We start from the raw sequence: 11,920 nt of genomic DNA on the forward strand, positions 1-11,920 counted from the left end.
TGCAAGGCAGCCGGGGGACAGTGCCGACAGCTGTCAGCCGCAGACCATGACGCACATCCAGCTCCGGTGTCGCCGCCTCGCTCTGAGCCTGCCGCTTTGGCTGGGCCTCACCCTGAGTGCCTGCAGCATTCCCAGCACCAACTCCGTCACAGCTGTGCCGACGGATCAGGCGGTTCCGACAGAACAGGCAGTGGTGACGTCCTTCGTGGAGACGGTGGTCACGCCCAACTATGCGCAGCTCGTGAAGCAGACAGCTGCTCTGCAGGACGCCATCCGGCTCCTCACGGACAAACCCACCGAGGCCCATCTCCAGTCGACCCGCCAGGCCTGGCTGGCGGCCCGCCAGACCTGGGAAACCAGCGAGAGCTGGGCATTCGGCCCCGCCGCCACGGAGGGTTTCGACGGGGCCATGGACGACTGGCCGGTGAACCGCAAGGACCTCGCGACTGCTCTGAGCAGTGGACGCTTCAGCCCCGAAACCTTCGCCACGCTCAGTGAAACCGCCAAGGGGTTCCACGGCATCGAATGGGTGATCTACGGCGGGCGAACCGGCAGCCCTCCCAGTGCAGAGCAACTGAGCGCCAACGAACTCGTCTACCTGGGTCTGGCGGCCGCTGATCTTCACAACCAGGCGGAAGGACTGCTGGCCAGCTGGTCGGAGCCGCAGGGCTTCGGGGCACGGATCAGCAGTCCTGGCGAAGCCGGCGCAGCGGTGCAGGAGATGCTGCAGGGAGTGATCGGCCTGCTCCAGGAGGGGGGCGATGAAAAGCTTGGCCAACCACTCAACACACGCGATCCCCACACCCTGGAAAGTGCCGCCAGCGGCAACACCCGAGCGGATCTGGTGGCCAACGTGGAAGGAGCCCGGCGGGTGCTACTGGCTACAGGGCTGCTTGGCCTGATCCGCGGGCGCGATCTGGAGCTGGCCAGCCAGATCGACGCCCAGAGCGCCGCCGCGGTGGCGATGGCCAAGGCCCTGCCCCAGCCGCTCAACGACGCCCTCGCTGATCCCTCCTCCCGTCAGGCGATGCAGCAGCTGATCACCCAGCTGCACAGCACCGCAAAACTGCTGGAACGGTCGGCACACCTACTGTCCTGATGGCTCGCCACTGTTGCAAGAGGCCGCCGATGTGGCGGTTGGTGCTGCCAATGATGCTGGGCCTGCTGGCCTTGCTGGTGGTGCTGGCCATCCGGCTGCAACCCAAGGTGGCGGCGACTGATCCGCAGCGGGCCGCCGGAGTGATGACGGTGGCCAACCGCACATCGGCTTCCTTTGAGCAACCGGCCGCCGGCCTCAGCCCCGCCGAACTCGACCGCCATCTGATCTCCGATGTGCTGTTCGATCGCACCCATGTGCCTCTGGCCGGATCCCCCGGTGCTGGCCTGGGCCCCCGGTTCAATGCCGCCTCCTGCATCGCCTGCCATGTGCGCAACGGCCGCGGCCGACCGCTGATGGGAGAAGCGTTGGTGCGGGTGGCCCTTCCGGATGGCCGGCCCGTGCCGGGCCTCGGTCATCAGGTGAGGGACCGGGCGGTGTTGGGCTGGCGGCCCGATGCGGCTGTACAGGTGGAATGGCAAGCGCAGGGGGGCCTGCGGCGGCCGTTGGTGCACCTCAAAGGGCCGGAAGGCGTTGATCTGGCGGCCGCCAGCGTGGCCCGCTCCTTACGTGTGGCGCCGCCGCTGATCGGCATGGGTCTGCTGGAGGCAGTGCCGGAGACGGTGATCCTGGGCCGCGCCGATGCCGACGACGACGATGGCGACGGCATTTCCGGCCGTCCCCACTGGTTGGTGGCTGACTCCGGTCAGCGGCGGCTGGGACGCTTCGGCTGGAAGGCCCTGGCAGCTTCCGTGCGCGAGCAGACCACCGCCGCCTTTCTCAATGACATGGGCCTGACCACAGCGGTCGCGCCTGGCTCCGGCAAGGCTGCCGCTGGGCAAGCGGCTGATATCAGCGACAAGGAGCTGACCCTGGTGACCTTCTACAGCCAGACCCTGGGAGCGCCTCGCACCGCCCTGCCGGCCTCCAGCCGAGTGGTGCGGCGGGGGCAGGAGCTGTTCGACTCGCTGCAATGCGCCAGCTGCCACGTGCCCCAGCTGATCACCGGCCGCTCTCCGCAGGCGGTGGCGCAGGTGCTGCAAGGCCAGACGATCTGGCCCTATACGGATCTACTGCTCCACGACCTGGGCCCCGGCCTTGATGACGGGGTAGCGGAGCAGGGGGCGGCAGGGAGCGAATGGCGCACCGCGCCGCTCTGGGGGTTGGGCCTGACGCAGCGGGTGAACGCCTCGGCCGGTTTCCTCCACGACGGTCGGGCCCGCACGCTTGAAGAAGCGATCCTGTGGCATGGAGGGGAAGCAGAAACCTCGCGGTTGCGCTACGAACAGCTGTCCGTGCAGGCTCGCCGAGAACTGCTGGCCTGGTTGGCGCAGTTGTGAACCCTGGGTTTGGCAAGGCGGCGCTGTGACGGTGTGGCAGAGCCGCCTTTCATGCCGGGCCTTCCGCGCGGTGATCAGGAAGCGTCGTGGCGGGCCTGGCAGCTGGGGCAGATGCCGAAGAACTCCAGGGTGTGGAACAGCAGCCGGAAGCCGTCCAGCTGCTGGGGTTGCAGGTGGACGTCGTGCATGGGGCAGGCCCGCAGCGGCAGGGTGCGGCCGCAATCGACGCAGGTGAGATGGTGCTCGTCCCGTTCGGTGGGGGCGTAGAGGGCTTCGCCACTGGGCAGATGGCGGCAACGAACCAGCCCGCGCTGCTGCAGCTGGCGCAGGTGCCGGTACACCGTGGCCAGGCCCATGCCATGGGGCGTGCCGCGCAGCCGGGCATGCAGGTCCTGGCCGGAAAGCTCGTGGCCGGCGGCCTGCAGCTGATCGAGCAGATGGCTCTGTTTGGCGTTGAGCGGGCTCTGCTTCAGCGGGCTCTCGTTCTGCGAAACAGGAACGGCTGCCTCGGAAGCCATGGCCAGGACGACAGCGGGTCAACGCCGATCCTATGGAGCGCCGTGAGAGGGCGGCGCCTGCGCGGCGGCGATGCAGAGGCCGAGGCACAGGCGAAGGCCATACCTAAATGAGTACGATTCTCAATTCGACCCCTCGCCGCTTCGGTGCCGGGATCCCCGCTCTCCTCTGCCTGCCATGCGTCTCCTTCTGCGCCGTGCGGCGGTACTGGCTTCTGCGGCCCTGCTGGTCGCCTGCGGCCAGACCGCCCAGAATCCGGCGGCCAGCAACGGCACCGACCTGCAGGTGGTCACCACCTTCCTGCCGATCACCGGATTCACCAAGGCGGTGGCGGGCGACTGCGCCACGGTGCAGGCACTGGTTCCCACCAGTGTTGGACCCCACGACTTCCAGGCCACCCCATCGGATCTGGTGAAACTGCAGAAGGCCGACGTGCTGGTGAAGAACGGCCTGGGTCTGGAGTCGTTCCTCGACAAGCTGATCGCCAGCGCCGACAACCCCACGCTGCGCGTGATCGACACCAGCAGCGGCGTGGCGACCCTGGCCAATGCGGACGAGAAGGCCGCGGAGAAAGGCGGTGGTGAGCACGGGCATGACCATGGCCACGACCATGGAAGTGATCCCGCTGGCGAGGCGGGGAAAAGCCAGGAGGCGGCCAAAGAGCACGACCAGGGGCATGATCACGGCCACGAGCACGGCCCGATCAACCCCCACATCTGGCTCGATCCGCTGCGGGCCGTCCAGCAGGTGGAAACGATCCGGGATGGCCTGATCGCCGCCAAGCCCGCCTGCAAGGAGCAGTTCAGGGCCAACGCCACCAGCTTCACCGCCGAGCTGCAGGCACTGAATGCCGAGCTCGCCGCCCAGCTCAAGCCCTTCGCCGGCAAGACCTTCGTGGCCTTCCACGACTTCGCCCCCTACTTCGCCGAGCGCTACAAGCTCAAGACCGCCTTCGTGGTGGAGGCGCCCGAGCAGAACCCCACCCCGGCCGATCTGCAACGGGTGGCCGAGCAGGTGAAGCAGTCCGATCTCAAGGCCCTGCTCTCCGAGCCGCAGGAAGGCAGCCGCTCGTTCAACGCCCTCGCCGGCGACCTCGGTGTGCGGGTGAGCGTGTTCGATCCGCTCGAAACCGGTCCGGCCGAGGGCGAAAACCCCGGCTACTACACCGTGCAGATGCGCCGCAACGTGTCGGATCTGGTCAAGGCCTTCGGCAAGTGAGCCGGCCCGGACCAGCGGCACTGGCGGCAGCAGCCCACCACCTGGCGGCGCTTCCACCTGCAGCGATCTCCCGGGCGATGGATCCCCCCGCACGGCCGGTAGGCTGAAGCCATGGCGGAAATGGTTCTCGAAGTCAGCGACCTCACGGTGCGGCGCGAGGGCACGACAGCCGTGGAGGGGGTGAGCTTCACCCTGGCGGCGGAAACCGACACGGCGCTGGTGGGTCCCAACGGGGCCGGCAAGAGCACCCTGGTGCAGGCGCTGCTGGGCATCCTGCCGCGCCAGAGCGGCCAGGTGCGGCTACTGGGTCGGCCGATGGGCCCCCAGGGCCAGCTGCCCGCTTCGGTGCGGGCCCAGGTGGCTTATCTGCCCCAGTCCTTCACCGTCCGCTACCGCTGCCCCCTCAGCGTGGCCGACTTCGTGGGCCTCGGCTGGGATCCGCCCGGGCTGCAGTTGCCCTGGCGCGGCGGTGAGCGGCGGCGGCAGGCGGTGCGCCAGGCGCTGGCGAAAACCGGCTGCGGCGACCTGGCCGACCGACTGATCAGCGAGCTCTCCGGCGGCCAGACCAAGCGCGTGCTGCTGGCCTTCTGCGTGGTGCGGCCCCGGCGCCTGCTGGTGCTTGATGAGGCCCAGGCCGGCCTCGACAGCCAGGCGGCGGAGCAGTTCTACGGCCTGCTGTTCGACCTGCGCCGCAGCGAAGGCTGGACGATCCTGCAGGTGTCGCACGACCTTGAGATGGTGCGGCGCACCTGCGATGGCGTGCTGTGCCTGAACCGCAGCCTGCGCTGCTCCGGCCCCCCCGATCACGCCCTCAGTCCCGCCCAGCTGGAGCGGGTCTACGGCCGGGGGTATGTGCCCTACCACCATCACCACCGATGAACGACGGCGTGGCCCTGGCCGAGCTGCTGGCCCTGCCCTTCATGCAGCGTGCCCTGATCGGCGGCCTGCTCACCGGCGCCCTGGGCGGCCTGCTGGGCAGTTTCGCGGTGCTGCGTCAGCTCTCCTTCTTCAGCGATGCGCTCGGCCATTCGGCCCTGCTCGGCATCACCCTCGGCATCCTGCTGGGCCTCAACCCCACCTTGGTGCTGATTCCCTTCGCGGTGCTGTTCGCCCTGGTGGTGAGCCGCCTGGTGGAACGCAGCCAGCTGCCCACCGATGCCCTGCTCAACATCGTTTATTCGTCGTCACTGGCGATCGCCGTGGTGGCGCTCAGTTTCGTGCGCAGCTACAAGGGCGGCATCCATCAGCTGCTCTTCGGCGACATCCTCGGCATCTCCTGGCTCGACCTGGGGCTGATCGTGGCCCTGCTGCTGACTGCCGTGGGCTACCTGGGCCTCACCCGCCGCGACCAAATCCTGCTCACGCTCGATGAGCCGCTGGCGCTCTCGCGTGGGGTGGCAGTACCGCTGCACCGGCTCCTTTTCATCGTGCTGCTGGCGGTGGTGGTGGCGATCTCGATCAAGGCGGTGGGGGTGCTGCTGATCAGCGCCTTCGTGGTGATCCCCGCCTGTGCCTCCCGGCTGGTGAGTGTTCAGTTCAATGTCTACGTGGCGCTGGCCGCTGGCCTTGGCGCCATCTGCGCCGTGCTGGGCCTGCTGCTCTCCGGCAGCCTGAACCTGCCGTCAGGTCCCTGCGTGGTGCTGATGCAGCTGGTGGGCTTCCTGATGGCCCTGGCGCTGGCCCCACGGCAACGGCTGGCCTGAGCGGGAGCGGGCGCCCCTCAGCCGGCTGGCAGCCACTGGGCCTGGCGCACCGGCTTGTCGATCAAGGTGAGCTCGAGGCTGAACGGATCGATCAGGGCGGGCTGGGCCTCACGGCGCTGGAGCGGGCCGCCGGCAGGGGTGTCGAGCTCCAGGCGGCGCAGGGTGAGCAGCAACCGTTCGCCGGTGGGGTCGTAGTGGAGGCCGGTGCCCGGCTCCAGCTCCCAGCCGCTCAGCACTCGGCGTTGCAGCACCGCGCCGTTGCGATCGAGGGCCAGCAGGATCAGCCGCGGCTCAGCGATGCCCTCGATCAGCAGCGCCCACACCCGTTCGCCGCCACGGGAGCAGGCGCTGGCCACCAGCCCGGCGCTGCCGATCCAGAGCGGCCGCGGTGCCTGCCCCGGCTCCACCAGCTCCAGCGAGCGCCGGAAATCGGGCCAGTGCCGCACCAGCAGCGCCCGCCCCGCCACCGGGCAGAAGCTGCTGAGGTCGCGGCTGCCGGGCAGGATCTGGCGGCGTGGTTCCCGCGGCGGCAGGGTGCGCAGCGACAGCCCCTCCCGCTCCGGCACGATCAGCTCACCGCCGCCGGGCAGCAGCGCCACCGGTCCACTGGCCTCGATCTCGAGACGTCGCCGGCCGCCGCCGCGGAACCACTGCACCAGATCTTCCGGCCCCTGGGTCATGGCCGTGGATTGCACCAGCAGATCGCCCTGCCGGTTGCTGCTCAGCTGGGCGTACTGCAGCGCCTCGCGTGTGAAGCGATCGATGCCCGTCTGTCGCACCCGGCCCAGATCGGGCCGCAGCGGTGCGTCCATGGCGGCCACCCGCGCCAGGTTGCGCTCCTGCAGGTTGAGGCGCCACACCTGGTGACGCCCCTGGTCGTCCCGGCTCACGATCCCCAAGCCGGAGCCATCGCCCAGCGGCTCGATCTCGGTAATCGAGCTCCACACCGGAGACAGTGCCGTCCAACCACCATCGTGCTGCCGCACCTGCACCTGCTCACCGCTGCCCACCGGCACCACCGCCAGCAGATGGGCGCGCGGATCCCATTGCCAGAGGGCCGGACGCATCGGCAGGCCACGACGGTCGTCGCCCTGCAGCTGCAGCCGCAACGGGGTGACCAGCCGCTGCCCTTGGCCCGGCAGCAGCAGCAACGGGTTGCCACCGCCCTGCAGATCGAAGCGCAGCGGCGGCTCCAGGCGGGTGCGGGCCGCCACGCTGCCGGGATTCATCGGCCGGCTGAAGCGCAGGTTCAGGGCCGCCGGGCCGGAGCTGGCCGCCGCCTGCTCCAGCGCCAGCAGCCGCGGCGGCCGATGGAGCAGCACCTGCTGCTGGGCGACGGCCAGCAGCACACCAGCCAGCAGGGCCAGGCGCAGGGCCCTCATGGTTCGAGCGGCCGCGCCGGCCGGGGGATCGGTCGCACCGACTCCGCGCGGATCACGCTGCGGGTCTGGCCGTCAAAGCGTTCGGTGTCCATCACGCCGCGCAGCTCCAGCCACTGATCGGCCTTTGGCAGCGGCCGGCCCGGGGGCCACAGCACCGGCAGCCCCACCGGCGTGGCATCCACCAGGCAGCAGCGCACCAGCAGGCGAGCCAGCTGGGGACGGTCCCCGGGCACGGGCAGCACGAAGCCGCTGATCCGCACCGGATCACCCGCATGCAGCTTCGGGTCGGGCTGGCTGCGCAGCAGGCGCACCCACTCGGTGAGGCTGCGCTGGCCCGGCGGCACCACGAAATTCAGGCCCGGCTCATCGAGCAGTTCGCGGTCGCGGTTGGCGGCGAGATCGGCGAACGAGGGCCGCGGTGGCACCAGCAGGACCGCGATCGCCACCACCACGCCCACCAGCAGCACGGTGCGTTGCCGCGGCGTGGGGGCGGCGCCACCCCCTCCCACCAGCTCCAGCAGCGCCACGACCACCAGCACCACGCCGCTGATCCACACCAACGGATGGAACACGGCCCTCAGCAGCAGATCCAGCCGGCCGCTGATGCCGCTCTGGAGCAGCACGGCCCCCCACAGCCCCAGGCCGAGGGGCCGCAACCAGCGGCCGCCGCGCAGACGTCGGGGGAGTGTCACAGCAGCCACAGGTTCACCCACTGACCGATCAGCAGCACGACCAGCACGGCGCTGACGGCCGTGAGCAGGATGGCGCGCGGACGCAGCAACACGCCGAACAGCCCCACCAGCTTGATATCGATCACGGGCCCAAGCAACAGGAAAGCCAGCAGGGCACCCGGGGTGACCTGGGCCGCGAAGCCCAGGGCCAGGAAGGCATCCACGCTGGAGCACACCGACACCACCAGGCTCAGCAGCATCAGGGCCAGGATCGAGAGGGTGGGGGCCCCACCCACCGCCAGCAGCCAGGGCCGCGGCACCAGCGTCTGCACGAGGGCGGCGATCACGCAGCCGAACACCAGCAGGGCCGCCAGCTCGATGAACTCCCGGCTGCCATGGCCCAGGATTTCCGCCAGCGGAGCGCGGGGCGTGCGGCGTGGAGCAGCCGCCAGGGCCTGGGCCGCCAGCGGGTCAGCACCGATCACCCCGCTGCGGCGCTCCAGCAGGCTGACCTGGCTGAGCGGCAGGACCAGCTGCCGTTCCTCCAGCAGCGCCGGCTGCAGCAGCGCCGCCTCCGGCAGGCGGGCCAGCAGGGTGGCGAGCACGAGCGCGATCAGCACCGCCCCCACGGGCCGGGCCACCAGCAGCCAGGGCTGGTTGGGGAAGGCGGCCCAGGTGCTGGCCACCACGATCGGGTTGAGCACCGGTGCCGCGAACAGGAAACCGAGCGCCGTGGCCAGCGGCGCCCCGGTGGCCAGCAGCTGACGCGCCACCGGCACATTGCCGCATTCACAGGCAGGCAGGGCAAAGCCGAGCGCGGCACCGGTGAGCGGCCCCAGCAATGGATGGGCTGGCAGGCGCCGCACCCATTGCCCGCCCGGGCTGAGCCAGCGGGCCAGGGTGGAGATGGTGACCCCGATCAACAGAAACGGCATCGCCTCGATCAGCAGGGCCTGAAACAGGGCCCAGGCCGTGGCCAGACGTTCGGGGCTCACAGGACCGGCTGAAACCAGGTGGGAACGGCCTCATAGCAGGCGGCGTTCTTTTCGTTCTCGCGGGCCTCAACCTTCCAGCAACAGGCGCGGCCGCCATCGCGCGCCAGCAGCAGCTCGTTCGCCCACCCCCACACCAGCTCGGCGCTGCTTTCCATGCCCACGTTGTCCATCACACGCAGGTCGAGGGCGCCCTGGCTGTGCAGCGCCTGCCACTGGGGCAGCAGTGGGTCGTCGGCATTCACCAGGAAGGTGTGATCGAACTGAACGGCCAGCCTCGCCTCAAGCGGCTGCAGGGAGGAGAAATCCACCACGAAACCGTTGGCATCCAGCTGGGTGGCCCGGAACCACACGGTGAAGCTGCGGCTGTAGCCGTGCACGAAACGGCAGTGGCCGGGATGGCGCCACTGGCGATGGCAGCAGGGGTAGCCGCTGAACCGTTTGGAGCAGGTGTGGGCCGCGGTCATGGCAGGGGAGCGTGGATCGCCGCCTCTCGGGGGGTGTCAGTCTTGGGGGATCCTTTCGCCCCGCCGCGAGGTCTAGCGCGGACACCACCATGGAGGAACGCCATGCTGCCGCTGCGCCGCCCACAGCGGCCGGTGGCGGGCCAGCCACTCAGATCGAAGCGCCCCTGGTGGAGCCGGCCTGGATCGATCAGCTGCGTTTCGATGCCGCCGGCCTGATTCCGGCCGTGGCCCAGGACTGGCTGGATGGGGCGGTGCTGATGGTGGCCTGGATGAACCGGGAAGCGATCACGCGCAGCCTGGCCAGCGGCGAGGTGCACTACTGGAGCCGTTCCCGCCAGGAGCTGTGGCACAAGGGAGCCACCAGCGGCCACTTCCAGACACTGCGCGGCCTCCGCTACGACTGCGACGCCGACGTGCTGCTGCTGACGATCGAGCAGAAGGGCGGGGTGGCGTGCCACACCGGGGCGCGCAGCTGCTTCTTTGCCGACGGCGAGCCGCACGCGCAGGCGGCGGCGCCGGCTGTGGCGCTGCCGCCGCCGGCCGATGCCTGCACCGAGCTGGCACGGGTGATCGTGGCGCGGCGCGAGCAGCCGGAAGCGGGCAGCTACACCAACAAGCTGCTGGAGGGGGGCGATAACCGCATCCTCAAGAAGATCGGCGAGGAAAGCGCTGAATTCGTGATGGCCTGCAAGGACGACGATGCCGCCGGCATCGCCGGCGAAGCCGCCGACCTGATCTTTCACCTGCAGGTGGCGCTGGCCCATCACGGGGTCGAATGGCGCCGGGTGCTGGAGGTGCTGGCCGAACGGCGGGGGGCGCCCCGGCGTCACGGCTGAACGGGGACCGGCGCGGCAGCCGGTGCAGGCAGCGGCTGGCCGAAACGGCTGGGCTGGGCCTGCAGCCAGCGCAGGGTGTCCCGATCCCGGGCCGTGAGCGCCACCACTGGCTGGCGGCCGGGCACCGCCGCCAGGGCATCGGCCGGATCGTCGCTGTGACCCCAGAGGCCGAAGGCATGGCCCAGCTCGTGCAGGGCGGTGGCCTGAATGGCCAGCTGACGCTGCCCCGGGCTGATCAGCACCTCCACCCGCGGCTCCAGCCGCCAGCGACCGGCCCGCTGCACCTCCAGCACCTGCAGCGAGGCGCGCCCGTGGCTGGCACGCAGGCGCCCGCCCAGCTCCCGCAGCGGCGGCCGCTGACGCCGCACCAGCACCTGCGCCTGCGCCGGATCCGTCACCCGCACAATCACCAGCTCCTCCGCCCAGCTGGCCAGCGCCGCGTTCACCGCCTGCTGCCAGCGACTCTCCAGGGACGCCGCCGCAGCGGGGGCAATCGCTCCAGAGGCAGCGGCAGGCTCCACCCAGACGCACCAGCGCGCCAGGCGCGCCCAACCGGCGGGCGTGGGCGTCAGCCGGTGGCTGTAGCCCACTGGGGGCTGCGCGGAGAGGGAGGAAGCTGCTGGATCAGGTGGGGGCTGAACGGCCTGCAGGCCGGCGGCTGTGTCCATACCGCCAGTGGCGGCTGGGCCGGTCCGCCATGGCCGTGCGGCTAGCGCCGGTGGGCAATCGGTGCTGGGATCCAGGGCAGCAGGCGCCGGGCCCCGGCCTGAAACCTCGCCCACTTGAACTGGAGGGAGATACACCCGCGCTGCCCTCCACGACCCCGAATCCGGGAGGGGAAGAGCGGTGACCTGGCCGGCTGGCCAGACCAGGCAAGCAGCGAGCGCCTGGACCAGGAAGCGCCGCAGCCGGCAGGGCCGAAGCCGCACGGGACGCCCCAGCTCAGGCCGCCAGGCCCACGCCGCGGGCCATGAGGGTGGCCAGCAGTGGAATCAGCGCGAAGCCCACCAGCTCGATATTGAGGATCCAACGCAGACGGCCTGCCAGGGCCTCACTCACCTCGGGCAACTCCCCCTTGCGCAGAGGCAGGGCCCAGAGGATATAGGTAATGGTGGGGTACAGGGAAAGGCCACCCACCGCGAGGTAAAGGCCCACCTTCCACCAGAACACCGGGTTTTCGGTGTAGAAATCGGCCCCCTGGCCGTAATGCAGCACCCGCAGGATGCCGCTGAGCAGCAGGGTGAGCGCCGCAATGCCGTAAACGATGTCGGTGATCACCAGGGTGGTGGCCACCTCCTTGCTGGGGTTCGCCCGGATCAGGCGCCGCTCCAGCACCAGCGCGCCGAAGCACAGCATCACGCTGATGTAGTGCAGATAGGCCACACCGGCACTGGGCAGCACGCCGGTGGGAAACACGAAGGCGGGCAGCGGGGCGAGGTGCGCAGAGAGGAGCGGTGCGAAGGCGAGCATCGCCAGTGGGATCAAATCTGCGGGGACGGTAGCGGCCCGACGCCGCCGATCGCCCGCAACGCCAGGGCAAGCGGACGCAACGACAACTCAAGACGCAGCAGATCCGCCGCACCTTGCTGTGTTTCACCATCATTTAGAGGCAGATTCAGGTAGGGATAACGGAACGGAATAGCCCCATAATTGCCACTGGAACCTGAGAAACTGGAAGTCTTTCTATAGCTCCTCTTTT

13 protein-coding genes are annotated in these 11,920 nt (G+C 69.9%); 6 read left to right on the top strand and 7 right to left on the bottom strand.

The features are described 5' to 3' along the window. Window positions 1-46 precede the first annotated feature (46 nt). A complete protein-coding gene (locus CJZ80_RS04630) occupies window positions 47-1,099 on the top strand; it encodes an imelysin family protein (RefSeq protein ID WP_094510908.1) in 1,053 nt (350 codons plus the stop codon). 53 nt (window positions 1,100-1,152) lie between these two features. Continuing rightward, complete coding sequence (locus tag CJZ80_RS04635; RefSeq protein ID WP_233132808.1) at window positions 1,153-2,436, top strand: di-heme oxidoredictase family protein; 1,284 nt, start codon at window positions 1,153-1,155, stop codon at window positions 2,434-2,436. Window positions 2,437-2,510: 74 nt separating this feature from the next. Here CJZ80_RS04635 and CJZ80_RS04640 read toward each other — a convergent pair whose 3' ends face one another. Next, entirely contained in the window at window positions 2,511-2,954 is a 444-nt protein-coding gene (locus CJZ80_RS04640) for a Fur family transcriptional regulator (RefSeq protein ID WP_094510910.1), read from the bottom strand. A gap of 175 nt (window positions 2,955-3,129) precedes the next feature. On the opposite strand from CJZ80_RS04640, the gene CJZ80_RS04645 reads away from it, so the two are divergent. The 3 genes from CJZ80_RS04645 (at window position 3,130) to CJZ80_RS04655 (ending at window position 5,873) form a co-directional block, all read left to right on the top strand. Then, on the top strand, window positions 3,130-4,170 hold the full coding sequence (locus tag CJZ80_RS04645; protein ID WP_094510911.1) for a metal ABC transporter solute-binding protein, Zn/Mn family: 1,041 nt from the start codon (window positions 3,130-3,132) through the stop codon (window positions 4,168-4,170). Between the two features lie 111 nt (window positions 4,171-4,281). Then, complete coding sequence (locus CJZ80_RS04650) at window positions 4,282-5,049, top strand: metal ABC transporter ATP-binding protein (protein ID WP_094510912.1); 768 nt, start codon at window positions 4,282-4,284, stop codon at window positions 5,047-5,049. Then, window positions 5,046-5,873, top strand: coding sequence for a metal ABC transporter permease (locus tag CJZ80_RS04655; protein ID WP_094510913.1), 828 nt, complete (start codon window positions 5,046-5,048; stop codon window positions 5,871-5,873). The genes CJZ80_RS04650 and CJZ80_RS04655 overlap by 4 nt, the downstream gene beginning before the upstream one ends. A gap of 17 nt (window positions 5,874-5,890) precedes the next feature. Here CJZ80_RS04655 and CJZ80_RS04660 read toward each other — a convergent pair whose 3' ends face one another. The 4 genes from CJZ80_RS04660 to CJZ80_RS04675 are packed head-to-tail and all read right to left on the bottom strand — an operon-like array spanning window position 5,891 to window position 9,385. Next, the gene (locus CJZ80_RS04660; protein ID WP_094510914.1) at window positions 5,891-7,255 is read right to left on the bottom strand and encodes a hypothetical protein; all 1,365 of its coding nucleotides are present in this window, start codon (window positions 7,253-7,255) and stop codon (window positions 5,891-5,893) included. Then, on the bottom strand, window positions 7,252-7,947 hold the full coding sequence (locus CJZ80_RS04665) for a TIGR03943 family protein (RefSeq protein ID WP_094510915.1): 696 nt from the start codon (window positions 7,945-7,947) through the stop codon (window positions 7,252-7,254). Before CJZ80_RS04665 ends, CJZ80_RS04660 begins: the two co-directional genes overlap by 4 nt. After that, the gene (locus CJZ80_RS04670) at window positions 7,944-8,921 is read right to left on the bottom strand and encodes a permease (RefSeq protein WP_094510916.1); all 978 of its coding nucleotides are present in this window, start codon (window positions 8,919-8,921) and stop codon (window positions 7,944-7,946) included. Before CJZ80_RS04670 ends, CJZ80_RS04665 begins: the two co-directional genes overlap by 4 nt. Beyond that, a complete protein-coding gene (locus tag CJZ80_RS04675; RefSeq protein WP_094510917.1) occupies window positions 8,918-9,385 on the bottom strand; it encodes a 6-carboxytetrahydropterin synthase in 468 nt (155 codons plus the stop codon). The genes CJZ80_RS04670 and CJZ80_RS04675 overlap by 4 nt, the downstream gene beginning before the upstream one ends. An 89-nt stretch (window positions 9,386-9,474) precedes the next feature. Here CJZ80_RS04675 and hisIE point away from each other — a divergent pair, with 89 nt between their 5' ends. Further along, a complete protein-coding gene (hisIE, locus tag CJZ80_RS04680) occupies window positions 9,475-10,221 on the top strand; it encodes a bifunctional phosphoribosyl-AMP cyclohydrolase/phosphoribosyl-ATP diphosphatase HisIE (protein ID WP_094510918.1) in 747 nt (248 codons plus the stop codon). On the opposite strand, the gene CJZ80_RS04685 is transcribed toward hisIE, so the two are convergent. Together CJZ80_RS04685 and CJZ80_RS04690 are read right to left on the bottom strand one after the other, a co-directional pair. Further along, complete coding sequence (locus tag CJZ80_RS04685; RefSeq protein ID WP_233132809.1) at window positions 10,212-10,889, bottom strand: peptidase; 678 nt, start codon at window positions 10,887-10,889, stop codon at window positions 10,212-10,214. The two genes, hisIE and CJZ80_RS04685, sit on opposite strands and share 10 nt — an antisense overlap. Before the next feature lie 274 nt (window positions 10,890-11,163). Further along, a complete protein-coding gene (locus CJZ80_RS04690; protein WP_094511067.1) occupies window positions 11,164-11,691 on the bottom strand; it encodes a DUF2214 family protein in 528 nt (175 codons plus the stop codon). Between the last annotated feature and the right edge of the window lie 229 nt (window positions 11,692-11,920).

This window comes from Synechococcus sp. MW101C3, assembly GCF_002252635.1.
Classification (GTDB): domain Bacteria; phylum Cyanobacteriota; class Cyanobacteriia; order PCC-6307; family Cyanobiaceae; genus MW101C3.

Coding starts and splice junctions, on each gene's coding strand:
- CJZ80_RS04660 (WP_094510914.1), bottom strand. CDS start 7,255: ATGAGGGCCCTGCGCCTGGCCCTGCTGGCTGGTGTGCTGCTGGCCGTC.
- CJZ80_RS04635 (WP_233132808.1), top strand. CDS start 1,153: ATGCTGGGCCTGCTGGCCTTGCTGGTGGTGCTGGCCATCCGGCTGCAA.
- hisIE (WP_094510918.1), top strand. CDS start 9,475: ATGGAGGAACGCCATGCTGCCGCTGCGCCGCCCACAGCGGCCGGTGGC.
- CJZ80_RS04640 (WP_094510910.1), bottom strand. CDS start 2,954: ATGGCTTCCGAGGCAGCCGTTCCTGTTTCGCAGAACGAGAGCCCGCTG.
- CJZ80_RS04650 (WP_094510912.1), top strand. CDS start 4,282: ATGGCGGAAATGGTTCTCGAAGTCAGCGACCTCACGGTGCGGCGCGAG.
- CJZ80_RS04645 (WP_094510911.1), top strand. CDS start 3,130: ATGCGTCTCCTTCTGCGCCGTGCGGCGGTACTGGCTTCTGCGGCCCTG.
- CJZ80_RS04675 (WP_094510917.1), bottom strand. CDS start 9,385: ATGACCGCGGCCCACACCTGCTCCAAACGGTTCAGCGGCTACCCCTGC.
- CJZ80_RS04630 (WP_094510908.1), top strand. CDS start 47: ATGACGCACATCCAGCTCCGGTGTCGCCGCCTCGCTCTGAGCCTGCCG.
- CJZ80_RS04685 (WP_233132809.1), bottom strand. CDS start 10,889: ATGGACACAGCCGCCGGCCTGCAGGCCGTTCAGCCCCCACCTGATCCA.
- CJZ80_RS04690 (WP_094511067.1), bottom strand. CDS start 11,691: ATGCTCGCCTTCGCACCGCTCCTCTCTGCGCACCTCGCCCCGCTGCCC.
- CJZ80_RS04655 (WP_094510913.1), top strand. CDS start 5,046: ATGAACGACGGCGTGGCCCTGGCCGAGCTGCTGGCCCTGCCCTTCATG.